The sequence below is a fragment of the Synechococcus sp. A15-62 genome, assembly GCF_014280075.1.
GTDB lineage: Bacteria > Cyanobacteriota > Cyanobacteriia > PCC-6307 > Cyanobiaceae > Parasynechococcus.
Map to the genome: position 1 here is coordinate 1,405,736 of NZ_CP047950.1, position 20,408 is coordinate 1,426,143.

At 50.2% G+C, this 20,408-nt stretch carries 19 protein-coding genes; 7 read left to right on the plus strand and 12 right to left on the minus strand.

The features are described from left to right. Positions 1-170: 170 nt before the first annotated feature. The 7 genes from SynA1562_RS08045 to SynA1562_RS08075 all read right to left on the minus strand — a co-directional run bounded on the left by SynA1562_RS08045 (position 171) and on the right by SynA1562_RS08075 (position 9,089). The gene (locus SynA1562_RS08045; protein ID WP_186493448.1) at positions 171-1,571 is read right to left on the minus strand and encodes a nucleotide sugar dehydrogenase; all 1,401 of its coding nucleotides are present in this window, start codon (positions 1,569-1,571) and stop codon (positions 171-173) included. Continuing rightward, positions 1,571-2,542, minus strand: coding sequence for a UDP-glucuronic acid decarboxylase family protein (locus SynA1562_RS08050; RefSeq protein WP_186493449.1), 972 nt, complete (start codon positions 2,540-2,542; stop codon positions 1,571-1,573). The genes SynA1562_RS08045 and SynA1562_RS08050 overlap by 1 nt, the downstream gene beginning before the upstream one ends. A gap of 1,209 nt (positions 2,543-3,751) precedes the next feature. Then, positions 3,752-7,006 carry an exodeoxyribonuclease V subunit gamma gene (locus SynA1562_RS08055; RefSeq protein WP_186493450.1) on the minus strand — a complete coding sequence of 1,085 codons (3,255 nt, stop codon included), beginning with the start codon at positions 7,004-7,006 and terminating at the stop codon, positions 3,752-3,754. Continuing rightward, positions 7,000-7,620 carry a metallophosphoesterase gene (locus SynA1562_RS08060; RefSeq protein WP_186495367.1) on the minus strand — a complete coding sequence of 207 codons (621 nt, stop codon included), beginning with the start codon at positions 7,618-7,620 and terminating at the stop codon, positions 7,000-7,002. Before SynA1562_RS08060 ends, SynA1562_RS08055 begins: the two co-directional genes overlap by 7 nt. A gap of 67 nt (positions 7,621-7,687) precedes the next feature. Further along, a complete protein-coding gene (locus tag SynA1562_RS08065) occupies positions 7,688-8,023 on the minus strand; it encodes a hypothetical protein (protein ID WP_011364615.1) in 336 nt (111 codons plus the stop codon). Further along, positions 8,023-8,343, minus strand: a complete 321-nt coding sequence (locus tag SynA1562_RS08070; protein ID WP_186493451.1) for an MgPME-cyclase complex family protein — start codon at positions 8,341-8,343, stop codon at positions 8,023-8,025. Before SynA1562_RS08070 ends, SynA1562_RS08065 begins: the two co-directional genes overlap by 1 nt. Further along, positions 8,340-9,089, minus strand: a complete 750-nt coding sequence (locus tag SynA1562_RS08075; RefSeq protein ID WP_186493452.1) for a pyridoxine 5'-phosphate synthase — start codon at positions 9,087-9,089, stop codon at positions 8,340-8,342. Before SynA1562_RS08075 ends, SynA1562_RS08070 begins: the two co-directional genes overlap by 4 nt. 26 nt (positions 9,090-9,115) lie before the next feature. On the opposite strand from SynA1562_RS08075, the gene SynA1562_RS08080 reads away from it, so the two are divergent. Genes SynA1562_RS08080 through grxD form a run of 4 tightly spaced genes read left to right on the plus strand, consistent with a single transcriptional unit; the run spans position 9,116 to position 11,068 of the window. Next, positions 9,116-9,871: a 1-acyl-sn-glycerol-3-phosphate acyltransferase gene (locus SynA1562_RS08080; RefSeq protein ID WP_186493453.1), complete on the plus strand. Its 756-nt coding sequence runs from the start codon at positions 9,116-9,118 to the stop codon at positions 9,869-9,871. A gap of 28 nt (positions 9,872-9,899) precedes the next feature. Beyond that, complete coding sequence (locus tag SynA1562_RS08085) at positions 9,900-10,427, plus strand: hypothetical protein (protein WP_186493454.1); 528 nt, start codon at positions 9,900-9,902, stop codon at positions 10,425-10,427. A 48-nt stretch (positions 10,428-10,475) separates the two neighbouring features. Further along, positions 10,476-10,724 carry a BolA family protein gene (locus tag SynA1562_RS08090; RefSeq protein WP_186493455.1) on the plus strand — a complete coding sequence of 83 codons (249 nt, stop codon included), beginning with the start codon at positions 10,476-10,478 and terminating at the stop codon, positions 10,722-10,724. Between the two features lie 20 nt (positions 10,725-10,744). Further along, positions 10,745-11,068: a Grx4 family monothiol glutaredoxin gene (grxD, locus tag SynA1562_RS08095; protein WP_006851683.1), complete on the plus strand. Its 324-nt coding sequence runs from the start codon at positions 10,745-10,747 to the stop codon at positions 11,066-11,068. A gap of 1 nt (position 11,069) precedes the next feature. Here the strand turns inward: grxD and SynA1562_RS08100 are convergent, their stop codons facing one another. Then, positions 11,070-11,342: a DUF6761 family protein gene (locus SynA1562_RS08100; protein ID WP_115082587.1), complete on the minus strand. Its 273-nt coding sequence runs from the start codon at positions 11,340-11,342 to the stop codon at positions 11,070-11,072. A 74-nt stretch (positions 11,343-11,416) separates the two neighbouring features. On the opposite strand from SynA1562_RS08100, the gene SynA1562_RS08105 reads away from it, so the two are divergent. Beyond that, positions 11,417-12,184: a response regulator transcription factor gene (locus SynA1562_RS08105; protein ID WP_186493456.1), complete on the plus strand. Its 768-nt coding sequence runs from the start codon at positions 11,417-11,419 to the stop codon at positions 12,182-12,184. A gap of 81 nt (positions 12,185-12,265) precedes the next feature. Here the strand turns inward: SynA1562_RS08105 and SynA1562_RS08110 are convergent, their stop codons facing one another. After that, positions 12,266-12,442, minus strand: a complete 177-nt coding sequence (locus SynA1562_RS08110; protein WP_186493457.1) for a hypothetical protein — start codon at positions 12,440-12,442, stop codon at positions 12,266-12,268. Positions 12,443-13,490: 1,048 nt separating this feature from the next. Here SynA1562_RS08110 and SynA1562_RS08115 point away from each other — a divergent pair. Then, positions 13,491-14,198 carry an FkbM family methyltransferase gene (locus SynA1562_RS08115; protein ID WP_186493458.1) on the plus strand — a complete coding sequence of 236 codons (708 nt, stop codon included), beginning with the start codon at positions 13,491-13,493 and terminating at the stop codon, positions 14,196-14,198. A gap of 185 nt (positions 14,199-14,383) precedes the next feature. Here SynA1562_RS08115 and SynA1562_RS08120 read toward each other — a convergent pair whose 3' ends face one another. Continuing rightward, positions 14,384-15,817: an exopolysaccharide biosynthesis polyprenyl glycosylphosphotransferase gene (locus SynA1562_RS08120; protein WP_255445603.1), complete on the minus strand. Its 1,434-nt coding sequence runs from the start codon at positions 15,815-15,817 to the stop codon at positions 14,384-14,386. A 103-nt stretch (positions 15,818-15,920) separates the two neighbouring features. Further along, positions 15,921-17,102 carry a glycosyltransferase gene (locus SynA1562_RS08125; RefSeq protein WP_186493459.1) on the minus strand — a complete coding sequence of 394 codons (1,182 nt, stop codon included), beginning with the start codon at positions 17,100-17,102 and terminating at the stop codon, positions 15,921-15,923. Between the two features lie 394 nt (positions 17,103-17,496). Here SynA1562_RS08125 and SynA1562_RS08130 point away from each other — a divergent pair, with 394 nt between their 5' ends. Beyond that, positions 17,497-18,204 (plus strand): hypothetical protein, encoded by a 708-nt coding sequence (locus tag SynA1562_RS08130; protein ID WP_186493460.1) that lies wholly within the window; start codon positions 17,497-17,499, stop codon positions 18,202-18,204. A gap of 72 nt (positions 18,205-18,276) precedes the next feature. On the opposite strand, the gene SynA1562_RS08135 is transcribed toward SynA1562_RS08130, so the two are convergent. Then, positions 18,277-19,167 (minus strand): hypothetical protein, encoded by an 891-nt coding sequence (locus tag SynA1562_RS08135; protein ID WP_186493461.1) that lies wholly within the window; start codon positions 19,165-19,167, stop codon positions 18,277-18,279. Between the last annotated feature and the right edge of the window lie 1,241 nt (positions 19,168-20,408).

A 20,408-nucleotide genomic window follows, 5' to 3' on the forward strand; every position in this document is an offset into this window, starting at 1 on the left:
TTTAACAAAATATTGACCAGAAAACACAAAGCTAACAATCTTTATCCAACCAAAATGTGCAAGTGTAACGGAAAACGAATTGCAATCAACAGGAGAAATCAACACACATACGAATTAACAGAAAAAACAATTACCACAATATTTCCTTAGATAAGTCATATTCCTTACAGTCAAACATCTCCATCCCCAACGCACCAAAGGGTGAGGCCTGCCGCTCTCACCTGCTCGTGATCGGTGATCGCCCGAGCATCGAAGACCCAGGCCGGCTTGCGCATCCGAGGGGCCAGAGACATCCAGTTGAGGGTGCGGTACTCCTGCCATTCAGTGAGCACAAGTACCGCATCGGCCCTGGTTACAGCCTCTTCAACAGTGCGAGCTTCAGCCCAACTGCCAGTTCCACTGAGTGCGTCTTCCTGGGGTTCTGCCTTCTGTTGAAGGTCACGGGCCATCTGTTGAACAGCCACTTTGGGATCGTGAATGGCTAGCTGAGCGCCTTCCTCAAGAAGGTCGCGGCAGATGCGAATCGCCGGAGCCTCTCGGGTGTCGTTGGTGTCAGCCTTGAACGCAAAACCAAGAATCGCCAGCCGCTTTCCGGTCACCGTGCCAAACAGTTTTTCCACCACCAACCGGGCAATGCGGTGCTGTTGCCAGGTGTTCAGAGCCACCACACTCTCCCAGTAATCAGCCACCTCCGGCAGGCCGAAATGCCGGCATAGATACACCAGATTGAGAATGTCCTTCTGAAAACAGCTGCCACCGAAACCTGGGCCAGCATTGAGGAATTTTGGACCGATCCGACTGTCGGTGCCAATGGCCCGGGCCACTTCGCGCACGTCCGCCCCACTGGCCTCGCAGAACGCCGCGATCGAATTGATCGAACTGATCCGCTGGGCCAGGAAGGCATTGGCGGTGAGCTTGGAGAGCTCACTGCTCCAGAGGTTGGTGCGCAGAATCTGCTGCTGGGGCACCCAGTGGGCGTAAATCGCGACGAGGGCATCAATGGATGCAGGGTCATCGCCACCGATCAACACCCGGTCCGGAGCCTCCAGATCACGAATGGCCGTTCCTTCCGCCAAAAATTCAGGATTGGAGAGCACCGAAAAGGTGCGCTGATCCTCTCCGTCACCAGCAACTTCCAGGATGGTTTTGATGGCGGCAGCCGTGCGCACCGGCAGGGTGCTCTTCTCCACCACGATCGTGTGGCCGGTGGCCGCCTGAGCCACCTCTCGAGCACAGGCTTCCACCCAGCGCAAATCACTGGCCTGTCCAGCGCCAAGCCCCTTCGTCTTGGTGGGCGTGTTCACTGAGATGAACACCATGTCTGCAGCAGCGATCGAGGCCGCCACATCGGTTGAGAACGACAAGTTGCGCCCTCGAGCCCTCTCCACCACGCGGTCGAGCCCGGGTTCATACACCGGCAACTTGCTCAGATCGGCATCATTCCAAGCATCGATGCGCGCCTGGTTGATGTCCACCACCTGCACTTGCACCTGCGGGCAACGATCAGCGATCACCGCCATGGTCGGACCACCCACATAGCCCGCACCGATGCAGCAGATCCGTTGAGTCATCAAGCCTCAGGGTGATCTCGAAAATTCAGGACCTTACGGAACGAATCGATCGTCGGATCCAAGCCCTGCTCCAGTGACACAGTTGGATGCCAATTCAACTGCTCTCGAGCCAAGTCGATGACAGGCTTGCGCTGCATCGGATCATCCTGCGGCAAAGGTTTCTCAATCAAAGGCAAAGCCGGGTTGATCCGAGCGCGTACCAGTTCTGCCAGCTGCCGGATCGTGAATTCATCCGGATTGCCGATATTCATCGGTCCCGTATGAGCTCCATTCATCAATCGCATCATGCCCTCGATCAAATCACTCACGTAACAAAACGAACGGGTCTGACTGCCATCGCCATACAGCGTCAAGGGTTCACCACGAAGGGCCTGAACAATGAAGTTGCTCACCACCCGGCCGTCATCGGGGAGCATGCGCGGGCCATAAGTGTTGAAAATCCGCATTACCCTCACCTCCACCCCATTCATGCGCTGGTAGTCAAAACAGAGGGTCTCGGCGATGCGCTTACCCTCGTCGTAGCAACTGCGCACTCCGATCGGGTTTACACAACCGCGATAGCTCTCTGGCTGGGGATGCACCTCAGGATCGCCGTACACCTCACTGGTGCTGGCGAGCAGCAACCGTGCCCCCACCCGCCGCGCCAAGCCCAGCATGTTGTAGGTACCCAGGAAGCTGGTTTTGGCGGTTTTGACCGGATTGAACTGATAGTGAATCGGCGAGGCAGGGCAAGCCAGATGCCAGATCCGATCCACCTCGAGCTTGATCGGTTCGGTGACATCGTGACGAATGAGTTCGAAGCGGGGATGGCCGATCCAGCGGGCGATGTTGACCTTGCGCCCGGTGAAATAGTTGTCCAGACAGATCACTTCTTCACCGGCTTCCATCAGCCGGTCGACCAAATGCGAGCCGAGAAAGCCGGCACCGCCGGTAACAAGGTGGATGTTCTTGACGGACCTTCCAGAAGGCATGTCAGGTTTCACAAACGATTAGCAATGTCAGGATTTCACGAAAAGCGGATGCTCAAAACAGCCAATCGCGCGCTTCAAAAGCGTTATTTAGATGCTAGAAAAGTTTGCAACACGGCGCTGCAAACAGCAACATCCAAACAAGACTCAGCTAAACTAGCTAGAACAGCATCTGAAGTCAAGAATTCTACACTTCCGAGAAACAAACGATTTCCAAAAAATTCCTCGCTCAGATCAAATCATCGTCCCCTAGGCGGCGCTGATTGATTTAATGGAACCTCACTCCCCCAAGAAGCATGAAATATAACAAGCCATCATTCCGACTAGCCAAAAGGCAGAGCATCCATAGGCTGCTGACGCAACCCTTGGTCAAGGATTCGTCTATAGAAGAAGTTATAATTGAGATCTACAATTCACCGATAACAGGGAACAACTCGATCAGCGATCGGACCCCAAATGAATCATCGAACTTAAGCATTCTCCACCTTCTAGAAAAGACAAGCCGAGCCAACAATCCTTTGAATAACCAAAGCCATCCCCAACAAATCTCAGACAAGGATACGTCAGAGCAAGAATTGAATTCAGCTCAATTGTCGCTTCCAGCTTCGCTTACTCTAAGGAACGAAAGAGTAATCAAAAAAAATGATGAGCACAGAAGAGGCAAAGAGAAACTTGTGGGATTAAGGAACACAAGCGCAGTCCAACCAAGGACTAGGGCCACGCAGACATGGTCGAGCTTCCAAGAATGTTCGACACGCTTGATAGCATAACTACGGAGGCATGATCACCACGAAAACAACAATAATTGTGCGACGAGTAGAAACAAGACAAGGCAAATCTGCCCCCCAAGGCATCGAAAAAATGATCCAAATTCAAAGGATCGCTACCCGATAAAACATCAAAGAGGCTGCAGCATCCGACTGAAAATTCATAGCTCATATCAACTCAAAGCCGAACACGAATTTCGAGCAATAAAAGCTTTCAACCTTCAAAAAACTGTTTAGATGAATCAACAAAATTCAGCGCAGATTAATGCACTGGAAGTACTTAAAAATCCGCCCATTGATCCTTATCTATTACTGACGTCAATAAGAGCAAAGCAATCACAAAAAACAGAACCTCAATTCAGGCTGAAATTACCAATCAGATAACGGAGAGAATAGCCAAATAAATCTCTCAAGAAATGGCCTGAAAATCGGTTCTTTGCGAAAGCTATTTTGTCAATCTCAGATAAGTCAACAGCGGGCCGTACAGAAGCTGGCATGCCTCCTGGAATCCGGCCTGATCCATCAATTGCTCCGCAGCGATATCCGTGCCGAAGCAGAGCTGCATCACCGGGGTGGCCCCTTCGTCCTGCCAGCTCTTGCGGAAATCCTGCGGCCCCTCCCCCGGTTTGCGCCGGTCTTTGGCGACCATCTGCCAGCCGCTCTTCGGGGGAACTGGCCAGCACCGCTCCAACCCCTGTTGTGCCAGCCGCACCAGCTGCTGCAGCTGGTCCTCGGCTTCAGCCGTCGGCAACGCCGTCCAGCGCAAGTGCACCTCGGCGCCGGCAACCCGGGTGCTGCGCGCCACCACCGCTGAACCGGCTGCAGGAGCCGATCCCTCAGCGCACAGCAACAGGTGCTGCAACCAGCCGCGCATCACCGCCGCGGCCGTGAGCATCCCGGGCTGGACCACCACCTGGGTGTCGCCGGCGTAAAGCAGGGGCATCGGCAGGCCGGCGAGCACCGGCACCTCCCGGCGGCAGGGACCAAGCGATGCAAGCTGCCGTTGCAGGTCCTGCCAACGCTTCTGCAATTCCTCCTGCTCAAGGGCCGCCCCAGCCCCCGCCGGCAGCACACCCTGGCCCGCCAGCGACGCCGTCCAATCCGGAGCCGATCCAAGAATGAACTGCTCCTCAAGCTCGTGGTTGAGCAGCAGATAGCGCTGCAGGCCCTCCAACTCGAGCGCCTCGAGATCCTCCACCGCCTCAATGCCTTCCCCAGGCCGCAACCCCCGCGCCTGCAACCAGGCCTTCTGGGGCTGCTGCAACCAGGCCAGCAACGCTTCAGGGTCCAGGGCCAGATCGTCTCCGTCCCGTCCCTCGGCCTCGTCATCGTTGATCTCCGGCTGCCAGAGCGATGCCCAGGCCAGCCCCTGGGGATTCGGGACTGAAGCAGGAGCAGCATCCAGGCAGCGCCGGGCCTCCAGCTGACGGCGATCACAACTGAGCGGCGCCTTAGGCCGGAAGTTCTCACGGGAGAGGGGGTTGGCCGCCGGCATGACCAACAACCCCTCCGTGGAGGCACCGGCCCGTTGCAACTGCTCCTGCAGCACTGAAAGCCACTGTTCCACTGGCGCAGCAGGCGGCTGAGGCTCACCGGTGCGCTCCAGCCGCCCGCACCAGCTGATCAGCAGATGACGGCGTGCCGACATCAAAGCCTCCAGCAGCACGTAGCGGTCCTGGTCGCTGCTGCGGGGATCCCCCAGGCGCCGTTGCTGCTCCAGCAGATGAAAGCCAGGACGGCGACTCGGGCGCGGAAAGTCGGCGCTGTCGAGGCCCATCAAGATCACCACCTTGTGCGGAATCGCCCGCATCGGCTCCAGGGCACTGATGGTGAGGGCACCACTGCGGTGACCGAAGCGGCCGCTGTCCACCGACAAGGCCTCCTGCAGCACCTCCAAGGCCACGGCAGCGTCGAGGTCCAGGGGGCAGTCATGGGCCCGCAGCCGCCACTCCTCAAGCGCCGCCGCCCAGCTCTGCGCCTCATCAGTCCAGGCCCCGCCCTCAGCGAACAGCTCCTGCAACAGGGATTGGAGCAGCTCCACCCAGCCATGGCACGGCCGGGGCTGCCTAAGGCGATCAAGCATCCGCGCCAAACGGTCCAGCAGCGTCCACCAACGCACCAGGCGATCGGGGTCCAGCTCCTGCTGGAAGGGTGCCGCCCCTGCCGGAGCCAGACCCGGCTCCACCGGCAGCACCAGACCCAGCAGCCAACGGTCGAGACACCAACGCAGGCTGTGCACCTCGTCACCGCCCCGCTCACGGGCGTCCAATCCCCAGCGAAAACCGCTGCGTTGCAGCGTTTGCGTGATCAACACCGCCTCCTCCGGCGTGAGTCCCTGCTGGCCCTGCAAGGCCGGGTTGGCCAGCAGACGTTCCAGCCCCGTGGCGGTGAGGCGTGTCGCAGCCAGCTCCAGCAGCGTGAACATCGCCATCGACAGCCCCGGACTGCTCTGCTGACTGCGATCGGTGAGGCGCCAGGGCAAATCAACACCGATGGCCGCCGTGTCGTTGAACACGGAGCTGAGCAGCGGCGCATAGCGCTCGATCTGCGGCGTCATCACCAGCACGTCGCGGGGCTCGAGCTCGGGATCGGCCGCCAGCCACTGCAGGATGCGATCCCGCACCAGTTGCACCTCCCGCCAAGGCCCCGGTGCCGCCTGAAACAACAGCGATTGATCGTTTGAGGAACGAGTCAGCTCAGCGATGCTCTCGGCATTCACCAGCTGCTGCTGAAGCTGATCGAGCAAGGTGGGCTGACGCTCTTCCGCCGCAGCGATCTGCAGGGAACCTGCAAACAGATCTCCCTCGCGGCGCTCCCCCAGCTGCGCTTCACCGGAGCCCTCCAGCAACTGCTGAAATTCGGCGCCCATCCGCCCGAGAACGGCCTCCAAACGCGGCGCCTCCGCCAACCATCCCCCATCCGGCGGGATCAGCCAGTCATCCCCGAGCGAGGCACGCCGACTGCCGCAGCGCTGCCATAGATCCGGACACGGGGTGAGCAGGTAGATCTCCACCTCCAGCAGACCGGACAAGGCCTGAATCAGATCCACCTGCACCGGTGCCAGAGCACTGATGCCGAACAGCCGCAGTCGCTCCGGCAGCAGGGCCGGATCAACATCTCCCCGCCGGAGACACTCGACGGCCTCACGCACCTGCAATCCAAAGGGAGCCCGGGGCAGCCGTTGGGCCAGCAGTCGCCAGAGCACAGGCTGCCAATCGTCATCAGGCCGCGGCTGTTTCCACTGCTCCAGTTGATCGGGGCGGTAGAGGGCGTAATCGTCCATGGCATCGGCGATGGAACGGGCCAACTGCCAGCGGTCCCGCGTCAACCCCGAGGCGGTTCCTTCACGCTGGGTGAGCCAGACCCGCAACGGCTGGGCGACGGGCTGCTCCAACAGCTCCGGCAGCAACTCGAGCACCGCCCACACCAGCTGGCCCGCCCGCCAGGGATCGTCCTCCTGAGCAGGAAGATGCAACACCTGGCGCACCAACTGCCGCAGGCGACTGCCCGGGAAAGGGAACCGCACCAGGGAACTGATGCCATTGGCCGTGGCCAGCTGTTCCCCCAACCATCGGCTGGTGGGCCAGGTGTTGACCATCACCTCCACTGTCTCAAGGGGGCCCGGCTTCTGCTCGATCAACTGACGGGAGAGCAAGCGAGCCAGAAATTCAGCCCTGTTGCTTCGGTAAACCGTCAGCAAGGGCCAACTCCAGCCAGCACGGCATCGGTTGCAGCTCCTTCCACCTGAACGACCGCATCCGTTTCCGGGCAGTAGGCCGACAGACAACCGCCATAGACCGCTCCGGTGTCAATCAGAACGATCGCGCCGAGGCGCTCCACCTGGGGACGGGGGGTGTGGCCCACAACAACCTGTCCAAAACGACCGTCATAGGCCTCCCAGAAGGGATCACGAATGGAGAGATCCGGATGACCTGCTGCGTCGAACCCGGCATGGGTGGCGCACCAACCGTCACCGCGGTAGACGAGCGGAAGCTGTTGCAGGCGCGGCAACCATTGGCTAGCGCTGCTGTCGCCCAACTGGGCATAGGTGGCGTGTTGACTCAAGCCATCCCGGGATTCCAGGGCATCGATGAGGTCTTGCTCATGGTTCCCGCGCAGCCACGTGGCACGGCCTGACTGATCCAGATCCCAGACCAGATCCATCGTTGCGGGAATGGCTTCCCCACGGTTGATCACATCCCCGCAGAAGACCAGATGGTCGTTCGGCGGCAGGGTGGCAAGCAGATGGCACAGGGACTGATGGCAGCCATGCACATCTCCAATCACCCAATGCCGGCGGCTGCGCAGGTTCAAAGCAACAACCTGGAGATGAGTCAATTCTGATGCTCAGCCAGGCACCGCCAAAGCTTCGGAATTCAGATCAGAACAAACCGAGAAAGCGCTTGCGTTCCTTGGGTTGGCTCGCATCTGGCTTGGGCTTCTCCGGGGTTTCCCGGCGGTAGCGGGGCTTGGCATCACCCACCGTGACCAGGGGGTCGTTGTTCTTGAACCAGATCCAGTCGCGAATCGGCGGTGTCTCCGTGAGGTCCCGACGGGTCAGCCCCAACCCCAGCTTGGCCGAAGCCCCCAGCAGGATGTCCACCATCGCGTCCCCGTCGGCACAGGTGGCCAAGGCCTTGTTGGTTTTCTCCGCACCATCGAGGGCCTGCACCAGGAGTGCGATGCGCTGCTGAACGGGAAGGGAACTGGGATTCATCAGACGGCACCGGCAAGGGCATCGGGAATCCCCGCGGACGGTGCTTCAAAGGCCCCGACAGCCACGTACTCCAATCGCAGTTTGAGGAAGGTGATGAAGGTGGGATCGGTGGACACCACAGCAGCAGCGGGCTGGGGAATGGTTGCCTTGAGCTCAGCCAGCTCAGGAGAAGAGAGGAAAGCCGGTTGCTTCACCAACCAGAAATCGATGGTCTTACCGGTTTCGGCGTAGTTGCGTTGGCGCTCCCGCAGCACTTCCTCCAGCGGCTCCTCCACGGTGAGGAAGCGCTCGCTGGCTGCAACGAAGTGATAGGTGGTCATCCAGGCGCCTGTCCGAAAAGGGGATCAAGGCGGGGATTCTGAACCAAGACCTTCATATCCCGCACAGCCTGTTGCAGTCCGATGGCCACAGAGCGGGCCACGATCGTGTGGCCGATGTTGAGTTCCTCCATCCCAGCAATGGCCGCTATGGGCTCAACGTTCTGATAGGTAAGGCCATGGCCGGCATTGACCCGCAGACCGAGCTGCCGGGCGATGGCGGTGCCTTCCTGCAAGCGAGCCAGCTCCTTGGGCTGGGTGCTCCAGTCGGCATCGGCATAGCGCCCCGTGTGCAACTCCACCCAGCAGGCCCCAGTGTTCTTACAGGCCTGGAGCTGGGTGGCCTCCGGATCCACAAACAGGCTCACAGGAATCCCCGCGGCCTGAAGGGTCTGCACCATGGCGCTCAGAGAGGCTTCCTGTCCGGCCACGTCCAGGCCCCCCTCCGTGGTGACCTCCTCCCGCCGTTCTGGCACCAGGGTGACCATGTCGGGCTTGATCCGCAGCGCAATCGCCACCATCTCCTCGGTGGCGGCCATTTCCAGGTTGAGGCGGGAGCGAACGGTTTGGCGCAGCAACTCCACATCCCGATCCTGGATGTGACGCCGGTCTTCCCTGAGGTGCACGGTGATCCCATCGGCCCCACCAAGTTCGGCCAGCAGTGCCATCGAGACAGGATCCGGCTCAACGGTTCGCCGCGCTTCACGGATGTTGGCGATGTGGTCGATATTGACGCCGAGGCTGGCCATGACGGGGCAGTCGTTGGCCGGATCCTATGCAGCTTTGCTTGGGGGCTTTAAGTTCGCAGGCGTCGAATTTGATCAGCCCGTTGCAAGCGGCCCTGGCAACCCGAGAAAGCGCTCTGAGTGTCGGGATTGACCGCTACTGGGCTCCCCTGGCGATGTTCACCACCCAGGATCTGGCGCTGCGCTTTCAATTCCGTGAACGCCTGGTGCTGCATCCGGAACATCTGCCCCATCAGGGTCCCGTGCTGTTGGCGCCGACCCATCGCGCCCGCTGGGATGCCCTGATGCTGCCGATGGCAGCCGGCCGTCGGGTCAGTGGACGCGATTGCCGCTTCATGGTGACCACCACGGAGATGCGGGGGCTGCAGGGCTGGTTTCTGCAACGGCTGGGCTGCTTTCCAGTCGACCAGGGACGCCCCTCGATGACCACTCTGCGTCTTGCGATCGACCTGTTGGCCGACGGACAGCAAGTGGTGATGTTCCCGGAGGGCAGGATTCACCGGCAGGACGAAGCGATTGAGCTGCGTCCCGGCCTCGTGCGTCTGGCCCAACTGGCCCAGAGCCGCGGCGTCTCCGTTCCAGTGGTTCCAGTCGGTTTGGGTTACAGCCAGGCCCCACCACGGCCCTTCAGCCGGGCAGCGCTCTGTTTCGGGGCACCGCTTACCGTGCCTGCCAAAGGCGAACGCGAGGCGACGCGGCAGTTCAATATCCAACTCGCTGATGCGATGCATACGGCTGAACAAGCGGCCCGTGCAGCCGTTGGCCGACCGCTGGAGAGCTTCTAAAGTCCGTCCACGTTTTCTGTCTGGTCTCATGGGTTGTCGCGCATTGCTGACGACGGCTGCATTGGTGGCAACCCTGGGCGTGACCGCCGCTCCCGGCATCGCCCAAACCTCATCCGACAATCGTGTTCTGGCCCAGAGCCAGGGTGGTTTCAACCCAACGGCCGTTCGTTCCATGCTGGCTGAGGGCGACGCAGCCGCCAGCCGTGGAGACTTGGCCGAAGCGCGGGCCGATTACGACAAAGCCCGCAAAGCCTCCAAGCAACTGCTGGCCTTCTACCGAGACCTGAGCGGTGCCTTCCGCGGACTCGATGCTCGAATCCCCCGCGAGATGGACACCAAAGGCCGTGAAGCCCTGGAACTGCTGGCGGAAACCAACCTCCGCCTGGCTGCACTCTTCCGCCGTCAGAACCAGCCTGAAGTGGCTGTTCCGGTGCTGGTGGAGGTGGTCAAGCTGATGACACCGGCGAAACCGCAAGGACAGAAGGCCTATCAGAGCCTGCTGGAACTGGGCTTCGTCGAAACGGAATTCCGCGGTGCATCGCCTGCCGGCCGATGAGCCGGTCTGTCAGCATCTGAGCAACTTTCCCCTTGCGCAACCACCGCCATGGTGCAGCCGGATGCTGTTGAAGCCGCGATCCAACAGGTCATTCCTGACGCCAATGTCACCGTTGAAGACCTCACCGGTGGTGGTGATCACCTCCAGGTGACGGTGGTGTCTTCGGCGTTTGCCGGCCTTTCACGCATCCGTCAGCATCAGATGGTGTACGGCGCGCTGCAACAAGAGTTGGCCAGCGAAGCGATTCACGCCCTCGCCCTCAACACCTCAACCCCTGCGGACGCTACGTCCGCCTAACGCTCAATCCACGCTTAACAATGGACCCTTCCACCAAAGCTCGAATCGAAACTCTGGTCGCTTCCAGCCCGATCTTCGTGTTCATGAAGGGCTCCAAGCTGATGCCCCAATGCGGATTCTCAAACAATGTGGTGCAAATCCTGCACTCCCTTGGTGTGGCATTCGAAACATTTGACGTTCTCTCTGATCCAGAGATTCGTCAGGGAATCAAAGAATTTTCCAGCTGGCCCACCATCCCCCAGGTGTATGTGAAAGGGGAATTCATCGGCGGTTCAGACATCCTGATCGAGATGTACAACTCCGGAGAACTTCGCGAAAAGCTGGAAATCGCTCTCGCCAGTTAACTCAATAACCCTGGGGATGGCGCATGTACAACGTGCTCACATCCCCGTCAGGGCCTATAAAACTGGAGGGATCCAGGATCCAGCGATCGATCAATTGCTCGAGGCGGTGCTGAGAGCGGGGATCAAGGGATCCAGACTTTCGCAAGGCATGCAGATAGCCATCGGAATACAACCGCAGTTCCGAAGGCGTGTGATATCGGGTCGTCAGCTCCTGGCAGGCATCGCAGAGCGATTGGAAATGACGGATGGCTTCAGGGTCGTCGAGTGATGTCATGAGATACAACAGCAGCCCCTGTTACCAGCCTGCCAGGAAATTGGGCTTAGCGTAGGCGCGCCCGGGCCGATCCAGTGACCTCCACTCCCCACGACCTCACGGCGGAAGCATCTGCAGCAAGCACCGATCCCGTGGTGATGCCAAGTTCAAACACCGGGCAGGAACCGTCCCGGGTGTTGGTGGTCGAGCCGCACCCCACCCTGCGCACGGTGCTGGTTCAGCGGCTGCGTCAGGACGGTCATCTCACAGCAGCCGTGGCCAGTGCCGCTGAAGCTTTGGAGGTCTGCCAGGAACAGTCGCCTGATCTGCTGGTGAGTGCAGAATTGCTGGAGCGCAGCTCCGCCCTGCGCCTGGCTGAGCAGCTGCGTTGCCCTGTGATTGTGCTGACCGCACGGGCCGGTGCTGAACCGGTGGTGGGCCTTCTGGATGACGGTGCCGACGATGTGCTGCGCAAACCCTTTGGCCTCGAGGAACTGGCCGCCCGCTGCCGCACCCTGCTCAAGCGGGGGCACAGCGGCCTGCAGGAGCGGGTCACCGTTGGGCCACTCGAAGTACACCTGCTGCTGCGTCAGGTGACACTGCGGGAGCAGCCGGTGGAGCTCAGCCCCCGCGAATTTGCTCTGCTTTGTGCGCTGTTGATGCCTCCTGGGCTGGTGCGCAGTCGGCAGGAACTGCTGCGGATGGCGTGGCCTCCCTTCAGCGGCGGACCCCGATCCGTGGACACACAGGTTCTGACTCTGCGCCGCAAGCTTGAGCAGGCCGGTCTTGGGGAGGGCGGTGGAATCACCACCGTGCGTCAGCGGGGCTACCGCTTCAGCCTCGACAACCTGCCAGCCAGCTGAGTCAAGTGCATTGATTCCAGTCAGAGACTGGAATTTTGTGGTCAGGGCCAATCAATATCCACCACGACGCAACTTGTTTCATCAGCTGCCTGTGGGGAACAGTTCATTCGTCTTGTGGTGACGAAGGGCCTGCTTCAGCTGAGCCTCTTTGGTCGGAACCAGATGGTGCGAGGTCACCCAACCCAATTCACAGAGGTGATTCACGCAGACCTTGAGCTGAACCGTTCCGCAGGGGAGGTTGGTGAGTTCAGTTGTCATCGCTTTGGAGCAGCTCAATCGATTTCAACTGCTACACGACAAATGGCAACACCAAACATCTGAACAGAATCAAGAGTTATTCGAAGAAGCAGACTTATTGGTCGATCTGGCAAGCGGGTCAACATCACGATGCTGAAACCGGGGAGCCCCCGCCGTGAACAGCCCTACCAAAATGGATTGAAATAAAAGGACAGAAATCTCCTCATTGATGATGCGTCTGTAGATGCTTCAAAAGAGCGGAAGAGCTAGTTGACGACGAAGTGGGTTGTCGAAACAGAAAGCACAAAACAATACAGCAAAAAGAATGTGCTAATTAGAGATAGCGGGGAGCTATGGGCACATAAAAAAAGCAAAAAATAGTTAATAAGATAGAAAGGCAGCAAACACAGAGAAATTGACAAAAAATGACTGAAAAAGAGAGAAGACAGTAAGATAGCAATTGAAAAGGGTAAGCGAACGGAAAAGAAATACCAAGATATTGTGATCAAGGAAACAAATACATTCCAACGGACGAAATAATTACATATGAAAAGACAACGGATAGGGAGTTCAAGCGACCCGTTATCAAAACAAACAAGGCAAGAAGATTTACACAGTAGATCCACAAAATAAACTCATCACTGGCAAACAGCGAGAAACACCACCAGAAATAACAAAAATATGTGGACAATGGCGAAGTTCAGAAGCAATTGAACGTCGGGAAGAATTAATTACATCTATACGGTATAAGAATTTCATAAGTCGAGGCACCAAAGAGGATGGAGCACGGGGAGGTAAAATGCAAAAAAAGAAACACAAACTGCTACTGGCTAAAGATGAGCCCACTTTAAGTAAAAAACGGCAAAGCCATGTAAAGCAATCGCAGAATTAAAAAAAATGATGTCTTAGAACTGAATCATAGGATCGGAACAAATTTGCTTTCTTCATAAGAGACAGTAAGATAAGCATTAACAAGCCTTCTACGCGCATGCTGAATGAAATAAGAAACAGATTTCACCCTTTGTGGAGACTCCGCAAACTGGCAATTTTTCGATGGATTCAGCAGAGATTGGACCCTGATTTCAGCACAAACATATATGAAACGAATGTGAGTGTTAAACTGATGAGAGATTTTGGTATTATTACAAATTTAAGGAATCTTGAGAAGGCAACAAGGGCTATATTTAAGAAAATATTATTAAACTCAAAAGTTGATATTTTTTTGGACGTGGGAGCGAATATTGGTATTTATTCATGGATGGCAAGAAAGTATTGCGTAGAGCAAACATTTATGTTTGAGCCAGATCAAACAAATTGTCGACTTCTTCTCAAAACAATAATCAACAATCGAGCAAAAAATATCTATTTAGTACCTTTTGCAGTATCAGATAGACTTGGAGTTACTGAATATTATCCAGACAATGCTAGCGGTGCAGCGGGCAGTCTTGTAAATCATGCTTCAAATAAGTCTTCTCTTCACTGCAACTATGGGATGAACGACATCACATCGGTTCCAACGATAGATCTTAACCACTTTAGCGAATACTGCGAGGGCAAGAATGTGATAATAAAAATAGATGTAGAAGGCTATGAAAAGACAGTGCTTACGGGTTCCATGTTACTTATCGAAAAAGTACTACCAATTATTATTATCGAATGCAATCAGGAAAATGATACTCAAATGTTGGAAGAAATTGGTTACAGAAAATATTCACTGGGCGAAAACCATAATTACTTGATGATTCACAGCACAAGTCAAATGCTATCTCTCCTTTAGAAGGCAAGACACATCGCTTTGAAACGATAAAAATAAAAAAACCAAGCACATAGGAAAATAAAAGAAGGAATAAGATGACTCAAGCAACTAAAATAGCTAAAAGACATTTTAAGATAAAATATAGACATAATAAAATGGAAATTGACTAGAACAGAATGTATCGATTGATAAAATGAATAACATATCTAATACGCTTCTGACGATACAAGAGTAAAAAAAGTAGAAAATAAAATTTCTATATCCAATAGCAAGCTCCATTCTCGTTGATACTCGAGATCAGCCATGACTCTGGCCTCCATCGCTGAGAGCTCTTTAGTTTCACCTCGAAATCCGCTGACTTGAGCTAATCCGGTCATGCCGGGCTTACAGACATAACGTTGAGTGTAACCAGTAATTAATTTTCGGTAAATTTCATCATGCTCTAAGGCATGAGGTCGAGGGCCAACAAGACTCATATCTCCTATAACAACATTGAAGAGTTGTGGCAATTCATCCAAACTCCATCGACGCAATAGTCGGCCTACAGGGGTAATACGATTGTCACCTTTGTGAGCCTGTTTAAGTGGAATAGTATCAACAAACGGATCCACATACATAGATCTAAATTTATAGCAATTGAAAACTTTCCCTTGCAATCCACATCGTTTCTGTTTAAAAATGACAGGGCCAGGGCTTGAAAACCTAACTAAAATTGATATAAAGAGAAGTAATGGAAAAAGAACGATAACTCCGGCAACCGAGATAAGAAGGTCAAAAAGTCTTTTAATGATACGTTCATCATAAGTCTGTCTTAAGCCCCATAGTTCGATACAATTCTGATAGCCAATAGATTCACTCTTAAAACTCATGGAATCAATACACCAATGAGGAGCATATAATATGCGAGAACATGTATTACCTAACAAATCAAACAAATTAGGTTGATTTGAACCATGAATAGTTGACGGAACATGACTAAATACGATGCAATCAACAACATTTTCATCAAGCCAGAGTTTAAGTTGATCAAATCCACCACCACATATGGGAAGTTTAGGATTTTGGTGAATATGATCAACATTTTCTGGAGAAAACCAGGATAATATACGATAACCCAACCAAGGATTAGATGAGAGTTGGTATGAAAAGTCAAGAAATGCCTGTGATTCACCCCAATACAAAATTGTTCGACTATTACGTCCGATCTTTCGAATCCTTCGTAAGTATAGTCGGGTGAGAATGTGGGAAGATATCAACCATATCCAGCCGGAAGCTGCCCATAAAGAGATTGCAATACGAGAATGAGTTGCACTACTCTTATTTAAGAAGAAGGCCAAAATAACAAGACATATGATTGCCAGCCATGTTGAATTTAACTTTTGAAATAAGCGGCTAAGAGATTTATGACGATAACTTCTATAGATGCCGGAATAAGGCAATACAAAAAGAGTTACAATAGACACTATATATAATGATGGGATATTAATAAAGTCTTGAGTCCAATTAACAGTTGGCTGAAGAAAGAAGAAAATAAAACTAATGACAACCAAGTCTAAAATCCGTTGAAATCTTGCAATACTATTTCCGTTGATATCTAACCAACCCGAAGATTTAAAATGATCATGTATTTTATAAAGCACAAATAACTATAAAACAATTGATACCATATAAGACACAATGCCCATACAAAGAAGTATAAGTGACTACACTAAAGATGTTATAAAACTTAACTTATCAAAGCGATTAATTTTTCAGAATATGGTTTAGAGAATAATCATATATAGATAAGTATGATTGCAGGAAATCAGAGCGACTAAAACGTTTTGTATTTTCATATCCCATTTTAATCTGATTTGATCGTCTATCAGAACTCCAGTTCAATATTTCATTCAGAATTCGAGCAGAACCATGTATATCGCTAGGATTAATATAAATTGCACTTTCACCTCCAGCTTCTGACATTGGCTCTCTGCCGGTTGTGACAACAGGGCATCCACATGCCATTGCCTCTACAATGGGCCATCCGAAACCTTCGCTTATTGAAGGGAATAACAGCAAACTAGCTAATGAATAAAGAGCGTTAATTTGCCTGTTCGTCGGTGTCCTTAAAAAGATTATCGGCAAATCGATATGTTTGTTAATGTATTCTAAAAGTTCGACTGATGGTGGAGTACCAGCTAAAATAAGTGGTATTGGAAGTTGGCCTAACTGTGATCGAAGTCTATGTAATGCTACATATATTTGACAAACACCGATGCGGTTTTTATACCACTGATTACCACCAACATGCAGAATAAAACCATGACTAAGGTTATCACGATATAAGAGTGGTATATCGTGGATAATATCAAGTGCATGATTTCCATTAATATTAGAAAAATCATAATTTAGAGGCTGAAGGACCGTAAAAATTTTCACCATTTTGTTAGATATAATACTACGAAGTTGAATTTCTGTATTCCGGGAAACACAAACAATTATTGGTGAATGATTAAGTCCTATAAGGATGATCTTTTGAAGAAGCCTACCAGTGAACGAAACAGGATTTTGAGGTACAGCACCAAGCATAGATTGAATTGCCAAGACGTCGTGGCAAGTAACTACTTTGCCCCTACCGAGAAGGCATAAGGAATAAATAGCATTAGAATGATCCGTTATGTGATATATAATGTTATATTTTCGGCTCATCCAGAATGAATAAATGATCAATTCGATTGTGAATACAAAGTATTTATCAACATAACTTAACCACTTATTTATTAGTGGAAAAAAAATACGAAGCCTCCCTACTCGATCAATGGGCCGAATTAATTCACAGCGAATGCCTGCCCCTTCCGCAATCTCCTTATACAACAAGGACACTCTCTGCATGCTCTCCTGTTTATCCGGAAGATAGTTTCCAATAAAAACAATGAAGTATTCCAATTAGAGAAAGATCTAATTAAAAGCATAATAATGCAAAAAACCGAATTGGTATTTGATTTCATAAAAAATTCGCAAAATACAGGGACAATGATCACTACGAAATCCTTATTCTGATAATTAAAGCAAATTTGAAAATCAGTAGGAAATGGGGAAGTAAATATTCATTAAGGAAAAAGGTTGGGAAATACTAAAGTAGTTCGTATTACAAGAGTTTTTAAGGCTTGATGTCTTCAAGAAAGAGGTAAAGTACAAAAGAATTATAAATATTGAAAGCTACTATGGAACTACTGGGATGGACAGACAGGGCGAAATTGGTCCCAAAAAAAAACATATTTCTGAATGGGTCTTTTTTCGAAGCAACCTGATATGATTTTAAATATATTGGTATGTACAATTGAAACGTCACACAGCAATCAGTGGCACTGGAAGAGCTGGTACAACGTTCCTGGTAAGTCTCTTTCATGAGTTAGGTCTTGATGTTGGAGACATCAATCCAAGCAATGTATCGAAATTATCATATGGTGGTTTAGAGCTTAATATATTTGATGAAAATGCCCCATATATCGTAAAGTCACCCGCACTTTGTGACCAAATAGAAACAGTGGTGAACTCCTCAGAAGTATCACTTGATCTTTTAATTATCCCTATTCGCGATCTGTACGAAGCAGCTGAAAGCCGGCGCCGTGTAACGCGACTAGGAAATTTTTATGGTGGAATGTGGGGAAATTTTTCATTAATACCAGGTGTTCAAGAAAATTTACTTTCTAAGAAACTATATAAGCTTCTCTATTTTGCATCTTCTGCTTCGGTCCCGATAATCTTTTTGCAATTCCCCAAATTTGGAAAAGACAAAGATTATCTTTATTCAAATTTAAAAAATTTTTTTGAGGATAGCAAAATTGATTATCATAAATTCAGCACAGCATTCGATAAGATGTACAGGGCCGACAGGATTCACAAATTTTCATCTAGTGCCAACATAATACAAACACTTTGCGATTTGTACCTGTCAATTGTTTTGATAATTAGAAATTGTATATATCAACTTAGAATTAACCTCAAGATAGGGCAGAGAATGAAGAGACTTTTGAATAGAAAATAATTAAATTTATTGACACATGAAGGGTTAACTAGCGATTGAGTTTACCACAAAAAGATAGTATATTACTATTTTCTAAATTGAAGTAAACTTGTTATCTACGTCTTTGGATCGTACCTCTCCAAGCCAGACCAATAGACGATCAAACTTATATAACCAGTTTTGTCTTAGAAATATATCCTTTAATTTAATATTAAATTGATGAGATAGAGATGCTAAATAAAACTCATTTAAGATGCAAAGAGCTTTCCGTGTAAACATTTCACGCTTTTGCTCGGTAAATTTACCTCCCTTGTACCATCCCCTACCGGAAAATAACCATTCGACTAATCTTAGTCTAAGAGATAAGCTTAATGTATCTGCAAAGAAGTCTTCGGCAGTTGTACTGTGCTCATTGATATGTGATTTCAATTCATTGTAATAATCTAGTTGATAATTTAATTTTTTCAAAGCTGATTTGTCCATAGAGAACAAATAGGTACTGATATAATTAGTTATGCGAAGTATTTTGTTATTCTGCTTATTTCCAAGGAAAAAGAAGTTTTTGTTCTTGGTGTTTAAAAGCGTACCTATATATGCGTTTTTATTTCTCGCAATCTGATAACAGAACATGAGTAAGCGAAACTTAGTAAAACATCTATGTATATTGACAGTATCATTGGCAAAAATTATACAATCGTGATCCAAGGATTGTTCAAGAATATATGCCAGACCTTCTTGCCAAGCAGAGAATTCACTATTACTATTAGAACCTAATAGAATTATCCAATTTTTGAGTCTATCATCGAATCTTAAGTTGTTGATTATAGCTGAATTATTAACTACCAATATATTTGTGGTTGTGCCTATTTCTTCGATAATAGTAATTGCTTTGGTAACATTTTCAAATGTATAACCGACTAATATACCAATGGAAATAATATCCTTATTGCATAACTTAAAGCTAAGATCAAATGCTTGTGTCATAGTGCAGTAGAATGATAGAGTGTTTATTGAATGGAGTTAGTTGGTATAGAATATATCGAAAATGATTTCATTTGAAAGAGGAGTACTAAAGAAATAATTGACATATCATGCTTAAAATATTTTTAATATATGGGAACAGATTTATATTAAGGGGCAAAAAAAGTATTGGCTTCATTCTGAGTAATTAAAATGAGTTGGACAACGTATTCGAAGCTGTTCGATAGAGACTAATGTCTAATTGTTGTATCTCAGTAAGCTGTTCTAATTCAAGGGAACTGAGATCATTTATTCTGGGTCTATTCATTGTTTTCTTTGATGTGTCTCTAATAAGATCATACGGTTTATTATAGGTTAGAGACCACTGTTTGCAAAAACTATTGTAGTTATCCAATATACCGAAAAACTTATACTGCTCAGTTAAACGGCGCTCAGCCAAACGAAGAAGATTTTGTCCATGTCTGCCAGGAAAATAAAAATTTGAATATCCTGCAACAGCTCTGACTTGCATGTTGGAGTTCATCTTAGTAAAATCAACAAGCGAATAATTTAAAGCTTCCTTTAATTTAGGATGTTTATATGTTGGACTATTACATTGCCTAATGAAGAAGTAATATGATATTGCTTGATCAATTGGATTTCTTAAAAGTGTAAAATACTCACATCGTCTTCTTGTTAAATTATGTATGCCATAATTGAGATGACCATCTACAAACTCGTAGTTATTAAGTGATGTGAGACAAAAGTGTTTTAATCCACGATAATTAAAAATAGATTCAGGCCTAAAATTCTTATAAATACAAGATCGCTTAAACGATGTACCTCCGGTTTTGGGTATATGTACAAATATCTGGAGTGGTGAATGATTTGAACTAAGCATTTGATCCAGACAACTCCTAAGACATCTTATCATGAGAATATGAGTTTTAGACGATTCAGTAAATTGATATTGTGGCTAAAAAATTAATTAATCATTTGAGATAAGTATTTGAAGAGACATTTGAACATATTGCCTACAAAAACTTGTTATAGTTCATTCGCTAGGAGATCTTTCTGGAAAAATCACTGTTGATAATCTCAACAGAGGATAGCAAAAAAAGGGCAAATAAGAAGCAAAGATATACTAATTTATAGATTGAATGGGTCATATTCTTTTTGAAAAGCAATTTTTCCTATAGGACAAATACTAATGCTTATAACGCGAGTATTCCTTCATTAAAGCTAATAAACAAAAACAAATCTAA